Below are 23,190 nucleotides of genomic sequence, written 5' to 3' on the forward strand. Positions count from 1 at the left end.
CCAATCGGCCAGGGAGATGGCGGGGATGACTCTTCAGGCGATCGATATCGCAGTAATCGCGGGCTATGCCGTGTTCATTTTCGGGCTTGCCCAGTGGGTCAGCCGCGACAAGCCGGGGGCCGGACCTAAGAACACGACCGACTATTTTCTGGCATCCCGCAATCTTCCGTGGTGGGCGATCGGCGCCTCGCTGATCGCCGCTAACATCTCCGCTGAACAGATCGTGGGGATGTCGGGGTCAGGCTATGCGATCGGCCTCGCGATCGCGTCCTACGAATGGATGGCCGCGGCGACCCTGCTGATCGTAGGCAAGTTATTTTTGCCGATCTTCCTGCGCAACGAAATTTACACGATGCCGCAGTTCCTGGAAAAGCGGTATGGCACATCGATCCGCACGCTGATGGCGGTGTTCTGGCTGGCGCTCTACGTCTTCGTGAACCTGACCTCGATTATTTGGCTGGGCTCGATCGCGGTCACCAAGGTTGCCGGGGTCAACCAGGACCTGGCGCTCGTGATCCTGGGGGCCTTCGCTCTGCTGTATCAGCTGCGCGGCGGACTGAAGGCGGTAGCGCTGACCGACATCGTGCAGGTAACACTGCTGATAGCCGGCGGCCTGATCATCGCCGGCCTGACCTTGTCGGAACTGGGCCACGGCGCCGGCATCGCCGCCGGATGGCACAACCTGGTCACCGCGGCGCCGGATCATTTTCACATGATCCTGAAGCCCGGAAGCCCGCATTATCCCGACCTCCCCGGCCTCTCGGTCCTGATCGGCGGAATGTGGATCGCGAACCTGAGCTACTGGGGTTTCAACCAGTACATCATCCAGCGCGCGCTCGCCGCCCGCTCGCTTGACGAGGCGCAGCGGGGCATCCTGTTCGCGGCGTTTCTCAAGCTGCTGATGCCGATCATTATCGTTTTGCCGGGCATCGCGGCAGTGGTCCTGGCACCCGACCTCGCCAAGCCCGACGAGGCTTACCCGACGATGATGCGCCTGCTGCCGCCCGGCCTGCTTGGCCTTGTCTTCGCGGCCCTGATCGCGGCGATCATCGCTTCGACCGCATCGAAGATCAACTCGATCGCAACCATCTTCACACTCGACGTCTACGCCAAGGCCCGAAAGCTGAAGACCGACGCCGAAGATGGTACCGGCGGGCAAGGCGGCAACGAACGGCACTTGGTGCTGGTCGGGCGCCTGGCCGCAACCACGGCCATCGTCATCGCCATTCTTACCGCGCGGCCACTGGTCGGATCGAGCGAACAGGCGTTCCAATTCATCCAGGAATTTACCGGCTTCTTCACGCCCGGCATCACCGTCATTTTCATACTCGGACTGTTCTGGAAACGCGCCAACGAGGGCGGCGCGATCGGCGGTGCCGTGTCCTCGGTGGCGCTGTCGTGGGCGTTCAAGATGTTCCTGCCGGGCGTGCCATTCATGGACCGCATGGGGATTGTGTTTCTTGCCTCACTTGCCTTGGCGGTTCTTGCCTCGCTTCTCACCGCGCCGTCTGCCGATCGCGACACCATCACAGCCAACGGGGTGAGCTTCGCCACAAAGCCGTCGTTCAATGTAGGCGGACTTGCCGTAATCCTTGTCCTGGTCGGGCTTTATGCGACGTTCTGGTGATACCTCGCGGCCGGCCATCGGTCTTGGCCTGGTGGGGGTCGGCAAAATCGCGCGCGACCAACACTTGCCGGCGATCGCGGGCTTAAGCGATTTCACGCTTGTCGCCATGGCCAGCCGCGACGCCGATCGACAGCCGGACGTTCCCTACCGCTCGCTGGGTGAAATGCTTGCCGCCGAGCCCGACGTCGCCGCCATAACCCTGGCGTGCCCGCCGGTTGGCCGAGCCGGGCTGGCGCGCGAGGCGTTGCGGGCCGGCAAGCACGTGATGCTTGAAAAGCCGCCGTGCGCGACCGTGGCGGAAGGAGAGGCGCTCGCGGACCTTGCGCGCGCGCGCGGCTTGACGCTGTTTGCCGGATGGCACTTGCGCGAAGCGGCAAAGGTTGGCGCCGCGAGCGCCTGGCTTGCGAACAAGACCATTCAATCCGCGGCGATAGCATGGCGCGAAGACATTCGCGTCTGGCATCCGGGACAAGATTGGATCCTGGCCGAGGGCGGTATGGGCGTGTTCGACCCCGGCATTAACGCCTTCTCGATCCTGACCGTGATCCTGCCCGGCGCGATCACCTTAATCGAAGCGGATCTTGCCGTGCCCGCAAATCGCGAGAGCCCTATCCGAGCTCGGCTGTCGATGCGGCACGGTGCTGCCGCTTCGGTCAGCGCAGACTTCGATTTCCTTTACACGGGCGAGCCACACTGGACCATCGAGGTCGCCACCGATGCCGGTCTCTTGCGGCTCGACCAGGGCGGAACCCGCCTGATGATTGACGGCCAACCGCCTGAAATTGGCCCGAACACCGAGTATCCTGGCCTCTACAAACGCTTTGCGGACTTGGTGCATTCGGGGACGAGTGATGTCGACCTGCGCCCCTTGGCGCTGGTCACGGAAGCGCTCCGCATCGGCGTCCGGCGCACCGTCTCCACGTTCCATTTCTAAGATAAATGAGTTGATTGTTTGGGCGGGATGATCAGGATGGTCACGAACGCGATCGAGGATTTTCGAGCATTTTTATGACCGGCGCAGGCGAGCCGCGGCATCAACTGGGCCGCAACCTCACGTACGGGATGCTCGACGCGCTCGGGCGGGCGATCGTGACCGGGTTTTATGACGAGATTCCCTTCCCCACCGAGGCCGAACTGGCCAAGCAGCAGGGCGTCAGCCGCTCGGTCACGCGCGAGGCAGTAAAAATGCTGACAGCGAAAGGCCTGCTCAGCGCGCGGCCCCGCCAAGGCACGGTCGTGCAGCCCATCAGCTCGTGGAACCTGTTCGACCCCGATGTCCTCAGCTGGTTGCTCGACCGCCGTTTCTCGATCGACCTGCTGCGCGAATTCAACCAGCTCCGCATTGCCATCGAACCAGAAGCTGCGGCGCTGGCCGCAAACGTGGCCAGCGATGCAGACAAGGCCCGTATCGCCGACGGGCTCCGCCGGATGGAGGCCGCCGAAGCGGGCGACGACGACCCGCTCGAAAGCGACATCGCTTTTCACGTCGCCATCCTCGAGGCCTCGAACAACGCTTTTTTCGCGCAGTTCCGCGACGTCGTGGGCGCGGCCCTGCGCACGTCCATCCGGTTCACCAACCGTGTCGTCGGTCGGACCGCGAGCGTGCCCGATCATGCCGCGGTGCTCAAGGCGATCAGCACCGGCCATCCGGATCGCGCCCGCGCCGCCATGCGGCATCTCATTTCCGACGTCCTGATCCTGATCGATTCGTCCGAAGGCCAGACGCGGCCGGAAGCCTGAGACGAATTCCGTGACCTCTTCATCGTTGTGCCTCGAACCCTGCGGCCAGGTAGCAGTGGGCAACCGCCTTGGCGAAGGCATCGTCTGGGACTGCGTCGCTGGCGCGTTCGTGTGGACGGACATCCACGAGCGACGCTTGTTCCGCCTGTCCTGGCCGGGGCGCGAACTGGAAGAATTCGCGCTGCCGCATCGGCTGGGCTCGTTTGCGCTCACATCGCAGCCGGCCTGTATCCTGGCCGCGTTCGAGCAGGGGTTTGCCTGGTATGATCTGGAAAGCACGCGGTGCGATTGGATAGCTCGGCCGCAGCTGCCGCCCGGTGTCCGCTTCAACGATGGGCGGGTTGATCGGGCCGGCCGTTTTGTCGCCGGCACGATGGTGGAGGATCCGGTAGCGGCCGGAAGCCGCCGCGCCGGTGCGCTGTTCCGCCTTGAGGAAACCGGTGTGACTACGCGCCTTCTGGACGGCATCGGGATCACGAACGCGCTGTGCTGGTCACCTGACGGGGGTACCATGTACCACGCGGATTCGACCGTCGGGGTCCTGAACGCTTACGAATATGGCGCGCCTCCCATGCCGCGGCGCGCTATCACCGCCGTCGCCGCGCCCGCCGTGCCGGACGGCGCGACGGTGGATGCGAAGGGGCGGATCTGGGTGGCGCTATGGGGCGGCGCGGCCGTGGGGATCCACAGCGCGGAGGGCGCGATGCTGGAGACGATCGACGTACCCGTGTCGCAACCGACGTGCGTCGCGTTGGGCGGGCCCGACATGGATATTCTCGCGGTGACGAGCGCGCACGACGGTTTGACGCGCGCCGATCGCGAACGCGAGCCCGGCGCAGGCAACGTCTTTTTCTACGCGACAACAGCCAACGGACTGCCCGAATGCCGGGTCGCGGCGTGACCACTGGCAGCCAGGCGCCGCTGACCGCGAGCGATGACATGATCGCCGTGCCGGGCGGGACCTTCGTGATGGGGTCGGCGCGCTTCTATCCCGAAGAAGCGCCGCCGCGCCGGGTAAAAGTGGGACCGTTTCAAATCGACGCATCGCCGGTAACGAATGCGCAGTTCGCCGCCTTCGTGCGCGCGACCGGCCATGTCACCACGGCCGAAATTCCTCCTGATCCCCGTGACTATCCAGGCATGCCACCCGCGCTGGCAAAGCCGGGGTCGCTGGTGTTCCACAAGACGGCGGGTCCCGTGGCGCTTGATGACGTGGGACAATGGTGGCGGTTCCAACTTGGCGCGGAGTGGCGCCACCCGCTTGGCCCCGGGAGCGACCTTGCCGGGCTTGACGACCATCCGGTCGTCCACGTCAGCTGGCACGATGCGGCGGCTTTTGCGCGGTGGGCGGGAAAGGATCTTCCGACCGAGGCCGAGTGGGAATATGCAGCAAGCGGCGGCCTCGATGATGCCGACTATGCCTGGGGCAATGAACTGGCGCCGGGCGGAGCGATGCTCGCGAACTACTGGCAGGGACTGTTTCCTTTCGCCAACCAGTGCTTGGACGGCTGGGAACGGACGTCGCCCGTACGAACGTTCCCGCCCAACGGTCACGGGATCTACGACATGATCGGCAACACCTGGGAATGGACCGCCGACTGGTATTCCGAGCCGAGCGCGACCAAAAAGCACCAGGCCTCGTGCTGCACGATAAACAATCCACGCGGCGGCAGCATGAAAGCCAGCCTGGATCCCGATCAACCCGAAGTCGCGATAGGCCGCAAGGTCATCAAGGGCGGATCGCACCTCTGCGCCGAGAATTATTGCCGCCGCTACCGTCCGGCTGCGCGTCATCCCGAAACAATCGACACATCGACCAGTCACATAGGGTTTCGTTGCGTCAGACGGTAGCCGCGCGCTGCGAGACATCGAGTGAGGTTTTGCGTCGCTGCGGCATCCCAATTTGATAAATCGACGGGGAGCTCCTGTTCCGCCGATTAATTCCTTTGATCTGGCGGATAAATTGCCCTGATCTTAACGATTAAACCCCCTGTTCCGCCGATTAACAGGAAAACGTCCTCGTCGTTCACAAGCCGTTGATTAATGGCTCGTTTTCGCTCCCCAGTTTCCCTGGACTGGGGCATTTGACCTGTTTTTTGATCCTAATCGCGCATTTTTCCCTGTTCTTTCCTGATGCCGCGAACAACCTCGGGTCTAGACGGGTGCGCTGAAGACTAGGTCGCGCACCAATGAGTCCTGAATCGCCAGCGGAATGCCTTGGGACCAGCTCGCCTGGTGCAAGTGGCGCGGTCGCGGTAGTGAACGACGGTCGGAAAAGCTGGCGTCAGATAGGGTTCCGGTGGATCAGACGGTAGCGCTGCGCGGAACAGGTAAGTTCCCGCGTTCCCCCGGCTTCCCAACTTGCCCTGACCTTGTCGATCAGGCCTTTTGGCAGACGGCCGGAAACGACAACAACCCGGTCGTCCGCGAGACGCTGGCTAATCGAGGTTGCTCGCAGGGCACTTGCGCCAACCTGCCATGCGCAACGGGTAAGCTTGGGGTCACGCCAGTTTGCCGAGCAGTTCGACAAGCTGCGGATAGAGCCGGCCGATCTCTTCGCGATGCGTCGCCGACAAGTCTTCCAGCAGGTCCCGCGCCTTCACCGTCAGGCCGAGCAGCACCGCACGGCCATCGGCGGGCGAGGCGCGGCGTTCGATCAACCCTTGCGCGGCGAGGCGGTTGACGAGACCTGTCGCGCTGTGGGGCCTCAGAATGAGCCGATCGGCGACGTAGCCCACCGTCACCGGGCCCGTCGCGCCGCGAATCGCCAGCAGCGCCTGGTGCTGCTGGCTGGTCAGGCCGTGCTCGCCGGCGCGACGTTCGCTGAAGGCCAGGAACTGACGCAGCGTATGGCGCAGGTTCGCCAGCGCAGCGTAATCGGCGTCTTGCAGCGGGGCGCGGTCAGGCACCGGTTCCTCCTCGCTTGAACAATATCGTATTGCGATATAGGTGCCCCGATCCCTTTCGGAAGGCCGCCACCATGTTGTCCCCTGCTTCGCCGTCCCCGGCCCACCGGCTGGGCGACCACAGCGCCGACTGGCGCCTGGTTCCGCTTTCCGGCGCGGCGGTCCTGATCGGGGCCGGCGCAGCCGGCGGGGCGTGGCTGTTGATGCGGCTGATCGCACTTGCCACCAACCTGTTCTGGTTCGGCCGTCTTTCGGCGGCGCCGCGCGACATCGCCGATGCCCACGTGGGCGTCCTGGTCATTGCCATCCCGGTCATCGGCAGCCTCATCATCGGGTTGATGGCCCGGTTCGGATCGGACAAGATCAGGGGCCACGGCATCCCCGAAGCGATCGAGGCCATTCTCTACGGCGAGAGCCGGCTGTCGTTCAAGGTTGCCGTTCTGAAGCCGATCTCGTCCGCGATCTCGATCGGCAGCGGCGGGCCCTTCGGCGCCGAGGGCCCCATCATCATGACCGGCGGGGCGATCGGATCGCTGTTCGCCCAGCAGTTCAGGCTCAGCGCGGCGGAGCGAAAGACACTGCTTGTGGCGGGCGCGGCAGCCGGCATGACGGGGATATTCGGCACGCCGATTGCGGCTATTCTGCTGGCGATTGAAGTCCTGCTGTTCGAATGGAAGCCGCGCAGCTTCGTGCCCGTTGTCGTCGCCGTGCTGGTGTCGCTGGCGCTGCGGCCATTGCTGCTCGGCTCGGGGCCGCTGTTTGCCTTTTCCGGCGCCTCGGCGCCCGGTTTCGCAACGCCGGTGCTGGCGCTTGGCATGGGCGTGGTCATGGGGGTGCAGGCGGCGGCGCTGTCGTGGCTGCTGTACCGGGTCGAGGACGGCTTCCACCGGCTCCCCGTCCACTGGATGTGGTGGCCGGCGCTGGGCGCCATCGTCGTCGGCATCGGCGGGCTTATCGACGCGCACGTGCTGGGCGCTGGCTATGGCAACATCCAGGCGCTCCTCGACGGGTCGATGGCGCTAAGGGCCGTTGCCGCGCTGCTCGTGATCAAGGCCGCCGTCTGGCTGGTCGCGCTCGGCTCGGGCACCTCGGGCGGCGTGCTGGCGCCGCTGCTCATCCTTGGCGGCGCGCTCGGCGTGCTGCTGGGCCAGTTTCTGCCCGGCGCCGCGGGTTTCTGGGCCATGATCGGCATGGCCGGCATTCTCAGCGGCGCGATGCGCGCGCCGCTGACGGGCGCGCTGTTCGCGGCCGAACTGACCGGCCATTTCGATGCCTTGCCGGCCACGATGGCCGCGTCCGCGGGCGCGTACGGCATCAGTGTCCTGATCATGCGGCGCTCGATCCTGACCGAGAAGATCGCCCGGCGGGGCCGGCACGTGCTGCAGGAATACTCGGTCGATCCGCTCGATTTCCTGCAGGCGGGCGACCTGATGTCCCGCGATCCGGAAACGCTGCCCGGCGCGATGACGATCGGTGCGGCGGTCGCCTTCTTCGCCGGCGGCGCGGCCCACCGCAGCTATCCCGTCATCGATCCGGCCGGGCGGCTGCTGGGGCTGGCATCGCGATCGGACGCGCTGCGCTGGCAAGTCGAAGGGGACCTGGACGACGTGTCCCTGGCTGACGCGCTGTCCGACCCGATGCAGCCCGCCGCGTCAAGCCGCGCGCCCATCGGCGAAGTCGCGGACATGATGGTCGCAACCGGTATCGGCCGCGTACCGATCGTCGACGAGGCGAGCGGGCGGGTCGTGGGCATCCTGTCGCGCCATGACCTGCTGAAGGCACGCGCCGCCACGCGGCGAACCGAACTTGAACGGGCCTGACCGGCGGCGGCGCCCTTCCCCGCAGTACGGCACAAGGGACATGTATCGGCGCCGCGGCGCGCCCCGTAACCCGGCACCCTCTTAGAACCAGAGGATTGTCACGATGAAAACAGCTACTGCCGCAGCGCTGGCGCTTGCTATCGTTCCGTTGGCCGCCTGCACGACGATGACTGACGCCGGCGCGCAGACCGCAAGCGCGACGACCATGGTTGGCGGCGCGGCCATGTACCCGTCGCGCAACATCATCGAGAACGCCGTCAATTCGCGCGATCACACGACCCTGGTCGCGGCGGTGAAGGCCGCCGGCCTGGTCGAGACGCTGTCCGGGCCGGGCCCCTTCACGGTCTTCGCGCCCACCAACGATGCCTTCGCCAAGCTGCCCGCCGGCACGGTCGACACCTTGCTGCAGCCCGCCAACCTGGCGACGCTGCGGGCCGTGCTGACCTACCACGTCCTGCCGGGGCGCGTGACGTCGGCCGATCTGCTCAGGCTGATCAAGGCCGGTGGCGGCCAGGCGCGCCTCACCACCGTGCAGGGCGGTCAGCTGACCGCCAGCGTCAGGGACGGCGGCGTGATCCTGACCGATGCGAAGGGCGGCGTCGCGCATGTCAGCCAAGCCGACGTCATGCAGTCGAACGGCGTCATTCACGTCACCGATGCGGTGTCGCTGCCGGGCTGATCCGCAGCGTGTCCGGGCGGGGCCGCCACGCGGCGACCCCGCAGGCTAGAAGCCGGCCTCGATCGCGATCCGGATGGCGTCGGCGCTCGTCCTCGCGCCCAGGGTGGCCAGGACCGCGGCGCGGTGCATCTTCACCGTGCGTTCGCTGAGCGACAGTTCGTAGGCGATCTGCTTGTTGAGCTTGCCGGCGGCCATGTGGAGCAGGACCTCGCGCTGCCGGCGGCTGAGCGCGGTGACGCGGTCATGCGCGGCCTTGCGGCGGGCATCGTTCGCCCGCGCCACGTCCTCGGCGATCTCCACCTGCGAGCCGAGAAAATACTCCAGCTCGCCATTGGCGTCGAAGATCGGGGCGACCATCACCGCGTTCCGGAACGGCGTGCCGTCCTTTTTGTAATTGAGGATCTCCACCATCACCGGTTGCCGGCGGCGGATCCCGTTGCGCAGCATTTCCGTCAGCCACGGTTCGGTCGCCGCGCCCGACAGGAAGCGGCAATTGTGGCCGATGATCTCGTCGCTTCGATAGCCGGTCAGCTGCTCGAACGCGGCGTTGCATTCGACGATGGGATTATCGGGCAGGCGGGGATCGCTCATCACCGCGGCGATGGGACTGGACCCGATCATGAGCGAAAGTGACATACGCCCCGCCCCGTTACCCGATCGCGCCGGCAACCGGAAGTGCCCCTTCGGACATGTTGGCAGCGCCGGGGATCGCGCCAGATAGGGACCATGAACCAGCCTGTTCCGTTCCGTCTTCGAGCCCACCGGCTGCCCGCGCGGCGATCGCGGGTAGTCGCATGACGTTCGTCGCCATCCTGCTGATTGGCGGGTTCGCGGTGGCCACGGCGGCAGCGCTGGTCCGCGGGCTGATCGCGTTCTTCAAGGACGCCGAGCACATCCGCGCGCACGGCGCGGCGCCCGACACGGCGTTCGGCGCGAAACAGAACCGGATGATGACCCAGCGCGTGCTGTTCCAGGGCATCGCCATCCTGCTGGTCGTGATCGTCGCCGCGCTGGCGTCGTAACCCGGCCGCTGCCCACGCCCATCGCCCCAAGGAACCCCGATGAACACGATGCCCGGCCCTTCAAGCTTCGACACGTCCGCCGAGCCGGTGATCCCCGGCGAGGTCCTGGAATCGATCCGTACCCTGATTCGCTGGGCCGGCGACGATCCCGATCGCGAGGGCCTGCGCGACACCCCCGGACGGGTCGCACGCGCATGGCGCGAATACGGCCGCGGGTACGACGAGGACCCCGGCGGGCACCTTGCGCGCACATTCGACGAGGTCGGCGGCTATGACGAGATCGTCATGCTGCGCGACATTCCCTTCCAGTCCCACTGCGAGCATCACCTGGCGGCGATCGTCGGCACCGCCACGATCGCCTACCTGCCGGCCGGGCGGGTGGTCGGCATATCGAAGCTTGCCCGCGTCCTGACCGGCTATGCCGCGCGCCTTCAGGTGCAGGAGCGCCTGACCGCGCAGGTCGCCCAGGCGGTCTGGGACCGCCTTGCGCCGCGCGGGGTCGCGGTCATGATCGAAGCGCAGCACGGCTGCATGACCGGGCGCGGCGTAAAGGCGCACGGCGTCAGCATGACGACCAGCCGTATGCTGGGCTGCTTCCTGGACGATCCGCAAAGCCGCAGCGAAGTGCTGTCGCTGATGAACGCGGCGCGCTGACCGTCCATGCGGGTCGCAATCATCGGTGCCGGCATGGCCGGGCTGGCCTGCGCGGATGTCCTCGCCGCCGCCGGTCATGACGTAGCGCTGTTCGACAAGGGCCGCGGTGCCGGCGGGCGGATGTCGACCCGCCGCTGGCAGACCCCGCTGGGCGCGGTCACCATAGACCACGGAGCGCAGTATTTCACCGTCCGCGACCCGGATTTCGCGCGGCTGGTGAACGCCTGGCACGATGCCGGCATCGCCACCCCGTGGCCGCCCGCGGGCCGCGATGCCTGGGTCGGCGTGGCCGGCATGAACGCGGTCGTAAAGCAGATGGCAGGCCGCCATTCGGTGTCCTGGGGCTATCTGGTCAAAAGCGTCCTGCGGCGCGCCGGCGGCTGGCATCTGATGGGCGAAGGCGATCCCGCCGGGCCGTTCGACGCGCTGGTCCTGGCCATCCCGGCAGAGCAGGCCGCCCCCATCCTTTCGCTTCACGACCTGCGGCTGACCGGGATCGCGCTGCGGGCCCGGTCGCAGCCGTGCTGGACGGGGATGTTCGTGTTCGACCGCCGCATCGACGGCCTGCCGACCGTTGTCCGCGACCACGGAGAGATCGCCTGGGCTGCCCGCAACAGCGACAAGCCCGGTCGCCCCCAGCCGGAGTGCTGGGTCGTCCAGGCGACTGCCGGCTGGTCGGACCTGCACATCGAGGAGCGCGCCGAGACGGTCGCTGATCATCTGCTGGACGCGCTGTCGCACCTGGCCGGCGCGCCGCTGCCGCCGGTGGCGGCGGCGTCTGCCCATCGCTGGCGCTACGCCCTGTCTGCGGGCACGGGCGACGGCGCGTTGTGGAACGCAGAGCTGCAGCTTGGCGTCTGCGGCGATTGGCTGCTGGGTCCCCGGGTGGAATGCGCGTGGCTTTCCGGCACGCAGCTGGGGCGGCTTGGCCTGGGAATGGCGGCGCCGGGCGGCGCGGCGATGCGGCTCGCCAACGGCAGCGATGCGCCGGGCTATGCGGCGTGACCGATCGGCGTGCCGCGGTCTGGGGCGCGACCGGGGGGATCGGCCGGGCGATGGTCCGCGCGCTGGTTTCGTCAGGGTCCTACACCGCGGTCTATGCCGGCGGCCGCGCGCCGGACATGGCGAAGGGTGGCATCGTCCGTCCGTTCCGGTTCGACCTTCTGGACGAAGGGTCGATCGCGGCGAGTGCGGAGCGCATCGCTTCGCAGGGGCCGCTGGACCTGGTCTTCATCGCGACCGGCGCGCTGTGCCCGGACGGGCATCAGCCCGAAAAGCAGCTCGCGGCGCTGAGCGCCGAAGCGATGCTGGCCGCCTTCCGGATCAATGCGGTGGGCCCGGCGCTTATCGCCAGGCACATGGCGGCGGCGCTTCCGCGCGATCGCAAAAGCGTGTTCGCCGCCCTTTCGGCGCGAGTGGGATCGATCGGCGACAACCGGCTGGGCGGCTGGCACAGCTACCGGGCGTCGAAAGCCGCGCTGAACATGATCATCGCCAACCTCGCGATCGAACTTGCCCGCAGCCGGCCGCAGGCGATCGCGGTCGGCCTGCATCCCGGTACCGTCGATACTCCGCTGTCGCGGCCGTTTCAGAAGGCGGTGCCGGCTGGCCGGCTGTTTGCGCCCGAGACCGCCGCCGGCCACCTGCTGTCGGTCATCGAACACCTGGAAAGCGGCGATTCAGGAACCGTGCTGGCCTGGGACGGAACGACCATCGACCCATGACCCGGCGCCGATCGCTGAAGCGCGGCGCGAAAATCCGGCCGGGGCGCCTGAAGCGCCCCGGCCGGTCGTGATCAGAAGCGTACGCCGACGCCGGCGACGACCTGGTTGGTGTTGGCATCGCCATACGTGCCGCTCTGCAGGTCCTTGTAGCGCGAATGGCGGTATTCGAGCTTGGCGGTCAGCGGACCGGGCAGGTCCATCTGGAGCCCGGCGCCGTAGCGCACGCCGCCGGCGCGTTCCTTCAGCTCGCCCAGCGAACCCGAGGACGTGAACGCCTTGGTGTCGAGCGAGGTGTAGCCGACCTTGCCGTAAGCGGCGATGCCCGGCGTCAGGTTGAAGCCGGCGCGGGCACCGACGTAATACTGGCCGTTGGCCTTCAGACCTTCGCGCGCGCCGGTGAAGCTGCTGGGAAACTTCGTCGATCCGCCGCTGGTCGAAAGCTCGCCCTCGACGCCGACGAACGCGCCGCCAAGCGGAATGTCATAACCCGCGTCGATACCGTAGACGGCGGAATCGGCTTTCGCCTCGACCGTGTTGTCCGCCGACTTGACCTTGATCCCTTCGTAGCCTGCCAGCGCGCCGACGTGGAAACCGCCGGGGGCGGCGAGAGCGGGCGTGGCGGCCATGCCGACGGCAAGCGCCGCCAGGGTGAGCATCGTCTTCATCAGGAGTCCTTTCGTGTGCGGTTGTCTGCACACGCGCGCTTTCGAAGCACGAGACTTTCCCTGCGGTGAACCGCGCCGGCGGTTGCGACGGATGCCGCCGGCAGATCGACGGAAGCGGACGTCAGGCGGCGCGGACGTGGACCAGGAAGCTCTCGACCCGGCTCTTCAGCGCGCCGGCCTGCTGCTCCAGCTCGCTGGCCGAGGCCAGCACCTGCGACGCGGTCGCACCGGCGGCCAGCGAGGTTTCGCGTACCTGGACGATGTTGGTCGAGACGTCGTCGGTGCAGCGGGCGGCCAGGTCGATGCTCTTGGCCAGGTCCTGGCCGGCGATCGACTGCTGGTCGACCGCGGCGGCGATCGAGATCGAGGTAGCTTCGAGCTGGCCGATCTGGTCGCCGATGGCGCGCAGGGCCGAGGCGCTGTTGCCGGTCGATTCCTGGATCGCGCGGATCTGCCGGGCAACGTCGCCGGTGGCCTTGCTGGTCTGCGCGGCCAGTTCCTTGACCTCGGCGGCGACCACCGCGAAGCCGCGCCCGGCCTCACCGCCGCGCGCCGCCTCGATCGAGGCATTGAGCGCCAGCAGATTGGTGCGCTGGGCGATATGCGAGATGAGGTCGATGATGTGGCCGACCTGGTCGGCGCTTTCGGTCAGCGCCGAAATCGTCGCGTCGGCATCGGCGGCCGAGACGGCGGCGCTGCGCGCCAGTTCGGCCGAATTGGCGGCCTGACGGCTGATCTCGCCGATGGACATCGCGAACTCGTCGCTGGCGGCGGCGGCGGCGGTGACGCCGGCGGCGGCTTCGCCCAGCGCCGAGGTGACGTGATCGGTCTGAAGCGCAGACTGCGCGGCGGCGGCGGCCATCGAACTGGCGGTCGACTGAAGCTGCGAGGACGCGCTGGCGACCACCCCGACGACTTCGCCGACCTGCTGTTCGAACTGGCGGGCAAGATCAACCAGCAGCGCGCTGCGCTGTTCATGCGCGGCGGCGCGCTCGGCGTCCTGCGCCGCGACCATGTCGCGTTCGGCCCGCTGGGCCTCGGCGGCCTCGGCACGGAGCTTTTCGATCCGGAAGGTGGCGCGGCGGAACACGTCCATCGCGCGGCGCATCTCGCCGACTTCGTCGGTGCGCTCGGTATCGCCAAGCTCGAACGCGATATCGCCGGCGGCAAGCTGCTCCATCTGCGCCGCCAACCGGCGGATCGGGCGGAGAATGTCGGAATCGAACGCGCGCAGCGCCATGATTCCCAGCACGACCGAGACGACGCCGAGCGCCAGCATGGCGACCAGCGTGCTGGTTGCCGCGGCAGCGGTATCGGCCTGCCCGGCCGCCAGCGCGTGCGCGCGGATCAGCCACAGGCCGCCGGTGGCGGTCAGCAGCGACAAGCCGGCCAGCGCGCCGATGCCCATCGCCATGCGCCGGACCTTGACCTGTAGGGTGCCGCGCTGGAGCCAGTCGGCCAGCGGCCCGGTCCGGGCCTGGCGAAACGGCGCTTCGACCGGCACCTCGATGCGTGTCTGTTCCATGTCCCCGTGCCTTCCTGTTATCCTGCCGCGCGCAGCGCGGGCGCTGCCACGGTTGCCGCCAGCGCGCTCATCTCGTCAGCGCGCATCGGCTTGAAATAAAGCCAGCCCTGGATTTGATCGCAGCCAGCCGAGCGGACCAGCGCGGCCTGTGCCTCGGTCTCGACCCCTTCGGCGGTCACGTCCATGTCGAGCGAGCGGGCGACCGCAATCGAGGCCATCATCATCGCCCGGCTGCCGCTGTCGGTGGCGGCATCGGCGATCAGCGAGCGATCGAGCTTGAGCTTTTCGAAGCGGAACTGGCGCAGAAACCCGATCGAGGCATAGCCGGTACCGAAATCGTCGAGCACGATCGAGACGCCGAAGCTGCGGATCACTTCCATGCTGCGCCCGGCGATGACCGAATCAAGCACCAGGTGCGTCTCGGTCACTTCCAGTTCCAGGCGCTCGGGCGGAAAGCCGGTTTCTTCCAGCAGGTAGCCCAACTCGACCGGGAACTCCGGATTGCGCAGCTGCGCCGCCGAAAGGTTGATCGACAGCTTGAGGTCGCCCCACCCCAGCGCGTCGTTGCAGCCCTGGCGCAGTACCCACAGACCGATGGCGTTGATCAGGCCCGATTCTTCGGCGATCGGGATGAACACGTTGGGGCCGATCCGCTTGCCGTCGGGCCGGTCCCAGCGGATCAGCGCCTCGACCGCGACGACCGCCTGCGTGTTGGCGTCGACCAGCGGCTGGTAGACGAGATGGAACTGCTGTTCGGCCAGCGCGGTGCGCAAGTCGCCGTCGAGCTCGCGCAAGGCCTCGCGGTGGCGGTCGAAGGCATCGGAGAACCACGTGCAGCGCATTCGCCCGGCGCGCTTCGAGGCGTACATGGCCACGTCGGTGCGGCGCAGCAGTTCGGACGAGGTGATCGCCTCGCCATCGACGCAGCGCGCCAGACCGATGCTGGCGCCCACGGTAATGGCGCGGTCGTCGATGTAGATCGGCAGCGTCAGGCGCACCAGCAGGCCCCGGCAGATCCCTTCCAGGATGTTGCCGCCGATCGCGCCGGTGGCGAGGAACGCGAACTCGTCCCCGCCGAGGCGGTAGACGCGCGCTTCGTCACCGCAGGCGGCAGTGAAGATCGCGGCGCATTCCTTGATCAGCCGGTCGCCGATGACGTGGCCGTAATGATCGTTGACCTGCTTGAAGCCGTCGAGGTCGAGCAGCGCCATCGCGGCGTTGGCCGTGGCATCGAATTCGGGAAAATGGCGGTGCAGTGCACGGCGGTTGGGCAGGCCACTGAGGCTGTCGGTCAGTCCCAGAAGCTCGAGCCGTGACAAGTTGACCCAGCCGTAACGCAGCAGCGCCGCACCGGCGGCAAGATATGCCGCTGCCGCGATCCACAGCGCGGTCGGCGAAAAGTGCACCGGCGCCTCGGCGCCCCAGGTCAGCAGCGCGGCGGTGCCGCACAGCATGACCGTCAGCGCCGCGGCCGGCGCGATCACCGGCCAGCGCGTCGCGCGTTCCGCATCTGGCAGGCTACGACCCAAGCGTGCTTCCCCATATTGTCGCCCGAAGTCCGCGCCTGTCATCGGCACGGCACCTCGAAACGCGCGGTTTTCCTAGCGACAAAGGCTTAAGGGATCGTTGCCCGCACGATCGCCGCAGCGCGGCGACGCGTCCGGGAGCGGCGCGAACAGTCCGGCAATGTCGCTGCCCGAAGGGCCGAAGCGCCCGGTGCGGCCGCGCGCTGTCTCGCCCGCGCCCAGCATCAGCAAGCCGTCCTCGGCGGTCACCTCGGCCAAGCGGTCGAAGGCGCGGGCGCGGGTCGGCGCATCGAAATAGAGCAGCACGTTGCGGCACAGCACCAGGTCGAAGCGGCTGCCGGCGGGTAGCGGATCGAGGATGTTGTGCACCTTGAACCGCACCATCGATCGCAGCGCAGGGGCGACCTGCCAGCCCTCCTCGCCTTCCTCGAACCAGCGCAGCGTCTGCATCACCGACAGCCCTCGCTGCACCTGGAACTGCGAATAGCGGCCGGTGCGCGCGGTCTCGACCACGCTGCCGGAAACGTCGCAGGCAAGGATGTCGATCGTCCAGCCGTCCCAGCGGGCTGGCTGCTCGGCAAACAGCATCGCCAGCGAATAGGCTTCCTGGCCGGTCGAACAGCCTGCCGACCACAGCGACAGGCGCCTGGTCTGGGCGCGCTTTTCCGCCAGGTCGGGGATGACCTGGCTTCCCAGCAGGTCGAACAGCTGGCGGTCGCGGAAGAAATAGGTCTCGTGGTTGAGCAGCGCCTCGACCACGCGGCGCGCCAGCGGCCCGGTGCGTTCGCGCCCGATCCCGGCGATGGCGGCGTCGAGATCGTCGATCTCGAGCTCTCGCACCAGTCCGGTCAGCGCCGCGCCGAAGCGCCAGCGGCGGCTTTCCTGCATTTCCTGGCCGGTCCGCTCGGCAAGAAGGTCGGCGAGGATCGCCTGCGAGGCCGGGCTCAGATCCACGCTTGCGCTCCCACTTCGGCGGCAATGCGGCCTGCCAGCGCGTCGGGCGGCAAGACCGCGCTGGCGCAGCCCCCCAGCACGACCGCGCGCGGCATGCCCCAGACCGCGCTCGATTCCTCGTCCTGCGCCAGCACGCCGCCGCCCGCGGCCACGATCCGGCGCGCACCGGCCAGCCCGTCGCGGCCCATGCCGGTCAGGACGACCGCGGTGACGCCGGCGCCGAAGACATCGGCGAGCGACGCGAACATCGGGTCAACCGCGGGCAGGCAGTTGGTTTCCAGCGGCGTGGTGTCGAGCACGACGCGCACCTGGCCGGCGCGCTCGCGCACCGTCATATGGGCATGGCCCGGCGCGACCAGGATCACGTCGTCCCGCAGCAGCGTGCCGTCGGCGGCAACTTCGGCGCTGCGGCCGGAGGCATGTTCGAGCTGGCGCGCGAACACCGGCATGAAGGCGGGGGGCAAGTGCTGGGTGACCAGGATCGGCGCCGCGATACGCCGCGGCAGCGCGGCGAAGAACTGGCCAAGGGCGTGGATTCCGCCGGTCGAGGCACCGAGCGCGAGCGCCCTGAGCGGCCGCTCCGGGCCGCGCCGCAGCAGCGGCGGACGGGGGCGCAGCGCCGGGGCCAGACCGATCGGCTGCGCGCTGCACCCAACGGCGCGGATACGATCGGTCAGCTGCTGGCGGTAAGCGGTATCGAAACGGCCCGCCTCGGGCTTGCGGATCGTGTCGGCCGCCCCCAGGGCCAGCGCCGCGACGGTCGCTTCGGCGCCTTCGGCGGCGAGCGTCGAAACCACCAGGACGCGGGCGCCGCGGCCCGCCGCGATCAGCGCCGGCAGGGCCTTCATCCCGCCCATGCCCGGCATTTCGAGGTCGAGCAGGATGACGTCGGCGCCGACCGTTCCCAGCAGCGCGATCGCTTCTTCGGCGCTGGCGGCGCTGCCGACCACGGCCATGTCGGCTTCGCCGGCGACCAGCCGCGACAGCACCGCGCGCGCGGTCAGCGAATCGTCGACCACGACGACGCGCACCGGCGGCGGCGCGGCATGCGCCAGGCGCTGCGGTGCGCTGGTGAGGGGCAGCGGCGTGCGCACGCGGTCAGACCGCGCCGACGAGCTGCAGCTTGACCTGGAGAGTCTCGCGATCGAACGGCTTCATCACGTATTCGTTGGCACCCGCCTCGATCGCCGAGCGGATGTGGACGACGTCGTTCTCGGTCGTGCAGAACACCACCTTGGGACGCTGTCCGTCGCTGCGCTGGCGCAGCACGCGGATGAATTCGATCCCGCTCATCACCGGCATGTTCCAGTCGAGCAGGATGACGTCAGGCATCGCGGCGGCGCAGCGTTCCAGCGCTTCGCTGCCGTCGCCGGCCTCGTCCACCGAGAACCCCATTCCTTCGAGCAGGTGGCGCGAGACTTTGCGGATCACCCGCGAGTCATCGACGATCAGGCACGTTTTCATTCTTGGCGATTCCCGTTTGTGCGACCTGTATTATTCAAGGCGTAACTATCGTCTTAAGCGGCCATCAGGCCGGAAGCTGCCGATGGACCCGGTCCGACCGCGAGCCGCGCCGGATCCAGCACCAGCACCGGTCCGGACGCGGTTTCGACCATGCCGACCAGCGCCGCGGCCCACCCCGGGCCCGGATCGGCGCGCGGCGCCGCCGGCTCCGATAGGGCCGGGGTCACGTCGCGAACCTCGTCGACCAGCAGCGCATAGCCGTGCCCGCCCACTTCGATGACGACCGCTTCGCGTGCGGTGCCCGCCGTTTCGGTCAGCCCCAGCGCGGCGCGGCAGTCGATCACGGTCAGCACCCGGCTGCGCAGCGTGGTAAGGCCGGCCACCGGCGCGCGGGCCAGCGGGATCGCCTCGATCCCCTCGATCTCGATGACCGAGGAAATTGCCGCGGCGGGGAGCGCGGCGCGGTGGCCGCCGATCGCGGTGACGAGCAGGAGTTCGTCGATCATCGGGCGGCTTTCCTTCGGGCCGCTGCCAGCGCCAGCGTCAGCCGGTCGCGGTCATAGCGGTAGATATCGTCGTCGTTGGCGGCTTCGGGATCGGCGGTCAGGCGGATCACCGCGGCAGCGGCGGGCGCCTCGCCGTCGTCGAGCGCGATGGCAAGGTCGGCCGCGGCGTCCTCGTCCGGCCCGGCGACGCGGTAACCGGCCGCCTCGACCAGCGGACGCAGGAAGGTCTCGATCCAGCGGTCGCCGTCGGGCAGGCGGCACAGCGCCGATGCGACCGGGCGGACCAACCCGGCGTGCGCGGCAAACAGGTAATGGACGTCGACGACCTCGACAGCCTCGCCGTCGATAAGGGCCAGCCCCTCGACTTCGCCCACCGCATCGGCCGGGCGCACCGCCTCGACCAGGGTGGCAAGCTCGGGCGTGTCGCGCATGGCATAGGCGATCTGGACCGTGCCGTCGCCAAGCCTCAAGAGCTGGACCGAGGTCGCTTCCGCCATTCCCTCGGCGCCGGCAAGCGGCAGGATCTCATCGCCGACGACCACGCTGGCGCTGGCGCCCTGGTGGTGGACCGCCCCGGCGCCCACGCGCTCGACCCGCTCTGCGGCGGCGAGGCGGATCGCACGGCGCTTGCCGTTTCCGGCGGTGAAGACCAACACGGTATCGCCCTGAACCGGCTGCACCGGCGCGGCGCCCGGCGCGACCTGAGCGGCGAAATCGTGCATCTCGAGGTTGACGCCGCCGAGGCGGGCGATGCCCGTAACGTCGAGCAGGAGCAGCGGCAGTCCGTCTTCGCTGAGCGTGCAACCGGCGTAGATCCCGGTTGCCATGACCGCGGGCGCGACCGGCTTGACCACCAGTTCTTCGTGATCGAGCAGGCGGTCGACCGCCAGAACGTAGCGATTGCCGCCGGTCAGGCGGATGACCACCAGCGTCCGGCGCGCCGGGGCGGCACCGGCGATGCCGAGCGTATCGGCCAGGGTGACGACCGGCAGGCGCGAACCGCGCAGCCCCGCCACCAGCCGGCCGCCCAGTTCCTCGACCGCCATCGCGGACGAGCGCGGGTCGACGATTTCCTCGATATAGCTGCGCGGGATGGCAAAGGCCTGGCCGCCCGCGCCGACCACAAGCGCCGGCGTAATCGCCAGCGTCAGCGGGACGCGCAGGGTGAAGCGCGTGCCCGCGCCCGGCGTCGTGTCGATGGCGATCGAGCCGCCGATCTTTTCCACGTTGGCGCGCACCACGTCCATGCCGACGCCGCGGCCCGAAATCTCGGTCACCGCCGAGGCGGTCGAGAGGCCGGGTTCGCAAACCAGCATGGCGGCATCGGCGCGGCTCATGGCGGCGGCGCGCGCGGCATCGATGACGCCGGCCGCGACCGCCTTGTCGGTCAGCCCGGCGACATCGATGCCGCGTCCGTCGTCGACGCACTCGATCAGGATCTGATTGCCCGACTGGCGCGCCGAGACGACCAGCAGGCCGATCTCGCGCTTGCCGGCGCGGAGCCGGTCGGCCGGCAGCTCGACGCCGTGGTCGACGGCGTTGCGGACCAGGTGCAGCAGCGGGTCGCGGATCAGTTCGATCATCTCGCGGTCGAGCTCGACATCGCCGGGGTCGACGTCGATCATCACTTGCTTGCCGAGCTGGGCGGACAAGTCGCGGACCATGCGCGGCAGGGTGGCGAACAGGCCGTCGATCGGCTGCATGCGGGTGCGCGTCATCGCGTCGCGGACTTGCGCGATCATCGCCGACAGCCGCTCGAACGCGCCGTGGACCACGGTATCGTCGGGCAAGGCGCGCAGCCTTCTGGACAGCTCGTTGCGGGCCAGCACGATATCGGACACGCCGCTCATGACCTGGTCGAGCAGTTCCACCGACACCCGGACCGAGCGCGCCGCCGCGCCGCGCGCCGCGCCGCCCGCGGTCATCACCGGCATCGCCGCGTCGGGGCTTTCGCCAACCGACTGAAGCACCTCGATCATCGCGGCATCGTCGCCGGCGGGCAGGTCCTCCCCCGCGGCGATCGCCTCGATCATCGCGCCGATGCGGTCGAGCACCGCCAGGACCGCGCTCACCGCGCTTGAATCGGCATGGCGGCGTCCGCCGCGGATATCGGAGAGAAGGTCCTCGGCGGCGTGGCTGAGCGCCTCGAGCCTCGGGAAGTCGAAGAAGCCGCAGTTGCCCTTCACGGTGTGAAAGAAGCGAAAGATGGCATCGAGCCGGGCCTTGTCGCCGGGCTGGCCTTCCCAGGCGACGATCTCGCCGCTGAGCGCCTCGAGCATCTCGCGCGTTTCGGCGACAAAATCGCCGAGCAGATCGTCCATTGCCCCGCCGCCCACCTTGGTGCCCCCCATGACGAGGTGGCTATGGGGCGCGAATGGTTAACGAACGGTTGGAGCCGTCAGCGCGACGCCAGGTGGCGCACCGCCAGCACATAGCCGTCTGCGCCGAGGCCCGACACGATCGCGGTCACGGCCTGGGTGATGATCGAATTCTTCCGCCATGCTTCGTCGCGGCGGTGGATGTTGGACAAGTGAACCTCGATCACCGGGCAATCGACGAGCTTGAGCGCGTCGAGCACCGGATAGCCGGCATAGCTGAACGCCGCCGGATTGATGACGATGCCCGCGTGGCCGGTGCGCGCGGCCTGGATCCACGCGACCATTTCGTGTTCGGCATTGGTCTGCCGGAATTCGAGAGTGCACCCCTGGGCCGCCGCCTCGGCGCGGCAGCGCGCCTCGATATCGGCCAGCGTAGCAGTGCCGTAGATCGCCGGCTCACGCTCTCCCAGAAGGTTGAGGTTGGGTCCGTTCAGAACCAGAATCGTGCCCGCCATCGTACCTGCCCTTCGCTGCGCCGCGCCGGGTTAGTCGCGCCGGGGCGGGCGGGCAAGTGCGCGGCGCTGCGGCTACGGTCCCTGGCCGGGCACGAACCAGCGCTGTTGCCAGCCGTATGTCGAGGTCACCGGGTTGCCCGCGGAGTCGCTGGCCGGCTTGAAGCGAAAGCGCTGCTCGGCCAGGCGGCAGGTAATCGCGTCGGCCTGCGGATCGCGGCTGGCACGGCGGACGCGGCAATCGTGCGCGCGGCCGTCGGTGCCCACGGTCATGACGACGATCACGTAGTCGCCCAGGCGCTGGTCGCGGGTGGCGGCGGGATAATCGCGCGCCGAGTTGATGTCGCCCGCGGTCTTGACCGGCTTTGCCACCGCGCCGCCGCCGCTGCCGTTGCCGGCACCGCCCGAACCGGTGCCGTTGCCGGTCCCGCTGGCGCCGGTTCCGTTGCCGCTGCTGGCCGCGCCGGACGTGTTGGCGCTGCCGGTGGAGGAGGCGCGCGGCGCCGGCGCGGTGGCGATGACGATCTTGGGCTTGGGCGCGGTTACCGCGCGGGGCACCGCCTTCTTGCCCGCATCACCTTGAGCTCCGGCGGGCTTCGGTTCCGGCGATGGCGGCGGCGGGGGCGGCGGCGGCGGCGGCTTGGTTTCGACCGTGACTTCGAAGGTGGAGAGCACCTTGTCGACCGCCGCGGCGGTGAAGTCGGGCGCGAAGGCACGGATCAGCGCCAGGACCGCCGCGATATGCAGTACCGCAACCGCCACGAACGCGCCGACCCGGGCGCGGCGCGGAGCGCCGAGCGTAGCGCGGCTGTCTTGCGCGTATGCCGCTTCAGTCGGGCCAGACGCCATCGAGCACCGTGCGAAAATGAGCGTGCACCATGGCCGAGCACGGGCAGCACCGCGCCGCCAGCCCCTTGCGATCGAGGATGGTCAGCCCGCCACGCCGGGTCTGCACCAGACCTTCGCGTTTGAGCCGCTGGATGACACGGCTGGCGTAGGACCGGCCGACTCCAAGCAGGCGCGCGAGCTGGTCCTGCGTCAGCTGCATCTCGAGCGCGTCGGTGCGCGCCAGCACAGCCGACAGCCAGCGCGCGGCGCGTTGTTCCAGCGAATGCGCGGCGTTGCAGGCGCTGGCCTGGAAGGACTGCGCCAGGAAGCAGTCGGTATAGCGCGAGAACAGGCGGTGCAGCGTCGGCGAATCGAAGCGCTGACGCTCAAGCACGGCGTTGTCCATCCGGTAGAAGCTGCCGCCGTTGAGCACGCTGGCCTGCGCGTACGAGGGCATGCGCCCCCATGCCACGACACCGCCGAGAGCGCCTTCGCGGCCGATCATCGCGGCCTCGATCGCATGGCCCTCGCCCAGGTCGACGACATAAGTCGCCAGCGCCGCGCCGCGCGGAAAATAGCTGTCACGCACGTCTTCGCCGGGTTCGTAGATCACCGTGCCGGCGCGCAGCTCGACCTCTTGAAGCTCGGGCTCGATACGCGCCCTGTCGCCGGGATCCATGATCGCGAGGAGATTGCTGCCGGTGATCATGCCAAGCCCCG

Annotated in this window: 24 protein-coding genes; 11 read left to right on the forward strand and 13 right to left on the reverse strand. The window is 68.4% G+C overall.

Annotation, left to right across the window (positions count from 1 at the left end; translation table 11 throughout):
• Positions 1-25: 25 nt before the first annotated feature.
• From ACOYW6_RS07855 to ACOYW6_RS07875, 5 genes are all read left to right on the forward strand, one after another.
• On the forward strand, positions 26-1,627 hold the full coding sequence (locus tag ACOYW6_RS07855) for a sodium/sugar symporter (protein ID WP_423140776.1): 1,602 nt from the start codon (positions 26-28) through the stop codon (positions 1,625-1,627).
• Positions 1,611-2,561, forward strand: a complete 951-nt coding sequence (locus ACOYW6_RS07860; RefSeq protein ID WP_423140777.1) for a Gfo/Idh/MocA family protein — start codon at positions 1,611-1,613, stop codon at positions 2,559-2,561. Before ACOYW6_RS07855 ends, ACOYW6_RS07860 begins: the two co-directional genes overlap by 17 nt.
• 74 nt (positions 2,562-2,635) lie before the next feature.
• Positions 2,636-3,367 carry a FadR/GntR family transcriptional regulator gene (locus ACOYW6_RS07865; RefSeq protein WP_423140778.1) on the forward strand — a complete coding sequence of 244 codons (732 nt, stop codon included), beginning with the start codon at positions 2,636-2,638 and terminating at the stop codon, positions 3,365-3,367.
• Positions 3,368-3,377: 10 nt separating this feature from the next.
• On the forward strand, positions 3,378-4,268 hold the full coding sequence (locus tag ACOYW6_RS07870) for an SMP-30/gluconolactonase/LRE family protein (RefSeq protein WP_423140779.1): 891 nt from the start codon (positions 3,378-3,380) through the stop codon (positions 4,266-4,268).
• Between the two features lie 38 nt (positions 4,269-4,306).
• Positions 4,307-5,218: a formylglycine-generating enzyme family protein gene (locus ACOYW6_RS07875; RefSeq protein ID WP_423143089.1), complete on the forward strand. Its 912-nt coding sequence runs from the start codon at positions 4,307-4,309 to the stop codon at positions 5,216-5,218.
• A 650-nt stretch (positions 5,219-5,868) separates the two neighbouring features.
• Here ACOYW6_RS07875 and ACOYW6_RS07880 read toward each other — a convergent pair.
• On the reverse strand, positions 5,869-6,276 hold the full coding sequence (locus tag ACOYW6_RS07880) for a MarR family winged helix-turn-helix transcriptional regulator (RefSeq protein WP_423140780.1): 408 nt from the start codon (positions 6,274-6,276) through the stop codon (positions 5,869-5,871).
• A 71-nt stretch (positions 6,277-6,347) separates the two neighbouring features.
• Between ACOYW6_RS07880 and ACOYW6_RS07885 the strand changes: the two genes are divergently transcribed.
• Together ACOYW6_RS07885 and ACOYW6_RS07890 are read left to right on the forward strand one after the other, a co-directional pair.
• Positions 6,348-8,093, forward strand: coding sequence for a chloride channel protein (locus ACOYW6_RS07885; RefSeq protein ID WP_423140781.1), 1,746 nt, complete (start codon positions 6,348-6,350; stop codon positions 8,091-8,093).
• A 103-nt stretch (positions 8,094-8,196) separates the two neighbouring features.
• Positions 8,197-8,772 (forward strand): fasciclin domain-containing protein, encoded by a 576-nt coding sequence (locus tag ACOYW6_RS07890; protein ID WP_423140782.1) that lies wholly within the window; start codon positions 8,197-8,199, stop codon positions 8,770-8,772.
• Positions 8,773-8,817: 45 nt separating this feature from the next.
• Here ACOYW6_RS07890 and ACOYW6_RS07895 read toward each other — a convergent pair whose 3' ends face one another.
• A complete protein-coding gene (locus ACOYW6_RS07895) occupies positions 8,818-9,408 on the reverse strand; it encodes a PAS domain-containing protein (protein ID WP_423140783.1) in 591 nt (196 codons plus the stop codon).
• 158 nt (positions 9,409-9,566) lie between these two features.
• Here ACOYW6_RS07895 and ACOYW6_RS07900 point away from each other — a divergent pair, with 158 nt between their 5' ends.
• From ACOYW6_RS07900 to ACOYW6_RS07915, 4 genes are read left to right on the forward strand one after another with little or no spacing between them, the layout of a single operon-like run.
• Positions 9,567-9,794, forward strand: coding sequence for an HIG1 domain-containing protein (locus tag ACOYW6_RS07900; protein ID WP_423140784.1), 228 nt, complete (start codon positions 9,567-9,569; stop codon positions 9,792-9,794).
• Positions 9,795-9,833: 39 nt separating this feature from the next.
• Entirely contained in the window at positions 9,834-10,448 is a 615-nt protein-coding gene (gene folE, locus ACOYW6_RS07905; RefSeq protein WP_423140785.1) for a GTP cyclohydrolase I FolE, read from the forward strand.
• 6 nt (positions 10,449-10,454) lie between these two features.
• On the forward strand, positions 10,455-11,453 hold the full coding sequence (locus ACOYW6_RS07910; RefSeq protein WP_423140786.1) for an NAD(P)/FAD-dependent oxidoreductase: 999 nt from the start codon (positions 10,455-10,457) through the stop codon (positions 11,451-11,453).
• Positions 11,450-12,172 carry an SDR family NAD(P)-dependent oxidoreductase gene (locus ACOYW6_RS07915; RefSeq protein WP_423140787.1) on the forward strand — a complete coding sequence of 241 codons (723 nt, stop codon included), beginning with the start codon at positions 11,450-11,452 and terminating at the stop codon, positions 12,170-12,172. Before ACOYW6_RS07910 ends, ACOYW6_RS07915 begins: the two co-directional genes overlap by 4 nt.
• Positions 12,173-12,243: 71 nt before the next feature.
• Here ACOYW6_RS07915 and ACOYW6_RS07920 read toward each other — a convergent pair whose 3' ends face one another.
• From ACOYW6_RS07920 to ACOYW6_RS07970, 11 genes are all read right to left on the reverse strand, one after another.
• The gene (locus tag ACOYW6_RS07920) at positions 12,244-12,837 is read right to left on the reverse strand and encodes an outer membrane protein (protein WP_423140788.1); all 594 of its coding nucleotides are present in this window, start codon (positions 12,835-12,837) and stop codon (positions 12,244-12,246) included.
• A gap of 121 nt (positions 12,838-12,958) precedes the next feature.
• Positions 12,959-14,362 carry a methyl-accepting chemotaxis protein gene (locus ACOYW6_RS07925; protein ID WP_423140789.1) on the reverse strand — a complete coding sequence of 468 codons (1,404 nt, stop codon included), beginning with the start codon at positions 14,360-14,362 and terminating at the stop codon, positions 12,959-12,961.
• A 17-nt stretch (positions 14,363-14,379) separates the two neighbouring features.
• Positions 14,380-15,846, reverse strand: coding sequence for a putative bifunctional diguanylate cyclase/phosphodiesterase (locus ACOYW6_RS07930; protein ID WP_423140790.1), 1,467 nt, complete (start codon positions 15,844-15,846; stop codon positions 14,380-14,382).
• A 117-nt stretch (positions 15,847-15,963) separates the two neighbouring features.
• Positions 15,964-16,842, reverse strand: a complete 879-nt coding sequence (locus ACOYW6_RS07935; protein ID WP_423140791.1) for a CheR family methyltransferase — start codon at positions 16,840-16,842, stop codon at positions 15,964-15,966.
• Positions 16,833-17,936 (reverse strand): chemotaxis-specific protein-glutamate methyltransferase CheB, encoded by a 1,104-nt coding sequence (cheB, locus tag ACOYW6_RS07940; RefSeq protein WP_423140792.1) that lies wholly within the window; start codon positions 17,934-17,936, stop codon positions 16,833-16,835. The genes ACOYW6_RS07935 and cheB overlap by 10 nt, the downstream gene beginning before the upstream one ends.
• 4 nt (positions 17,937-17,940) lie before the next feature.
• Positions 17,941-18,306 carry a response regulator gene (locus ACOYW6_RS07945; RefSeq protein WP_423140793.1) on the reverse strand — a complete coding sequence of 122 codons (366 nt, stop codon included), beginning with the start codon at positions 18,304-18,306 and terminating at the stop codon, positions 17,941-17,943.
• A gap of 53 nt (positions 18,307-18,359) precedes the next feature.
• A complete protein-coding gene (locus ACOYW6_RS07950; RefSeq protein ID WP_423140794.1) occupies positions 18,360-18,812 on the reverse strand; it encodes a chemotaxis protein CheW in 453 nt (150 codons plus the stop codon).
• Positions 18,809-21,163, reverse strand: coding sequence for a chemotaxis protein CheA (locus tag ACOYW6_RS07955; RefSeq protein ID WP_423140795.1), 2,355 nt, complete (start codon positions 21,161-21,163; stop codon positions 18,809-18,811). The genes ACOYW6_RS07950 and ACOYW6_RS07955 overlap by 4 nt, the downstream gene beginning before the upstream one ends.
• A gap of 47 nt (positions 21,164-21,210) precedes the next feature.
• Complete coding sequence (locus tag ACOYW6_RS07960) at positions 21,211-21,645, reverse strand: type II 3-dehydroquinate dehydratase (RefSeq protein ID WP_423140796.1); 435 nt, start codon at positions 21,643-21,645, stop codon at positions 21,211-21,213.
• A 72-nt stretch (positions 21,646-21,717) separates the two neighbouring features.
• On the reverse strand, positions 21,718-22,491 hold the full coding sequence (locus ACOYW6_RS07965; RefSeq protein WP_423140797.1) for an energy transducer TonB: 774 nt from the start codon (positions 22,489-22,491) through the stop codon (positions 21,718-21,720).
• On the reverse strand, positions 22,472-23,179 hold the full coding sequence (locus ACOYW6_RS07970; protein ID WP_423140798.1) for a Crp/Fnr family transcriptional regulator: 708 nt from the start codon (positions 23,177-23,179) through the stop codon (positions 22,472-22,474). Before ACOYW6_RS07970 ends, ACOYW6_RS07965 begins: the two co-directional genes overlap by 20 nt.
• Between the last annotated feature and the right edge of the window lie 11 nt (positions 23,180-23,190).

The sequence above is a fragment of the Parablastomonas sp. CN1-191 genome (assembly GCF_049354825.1).
Taxonomy (GTDB): domain Bacteria; phylum Pseudomonadota; class Alphaproteobacteria; order Sphingomonadales; family Sphingomonadaceae; genus Novosphingobium.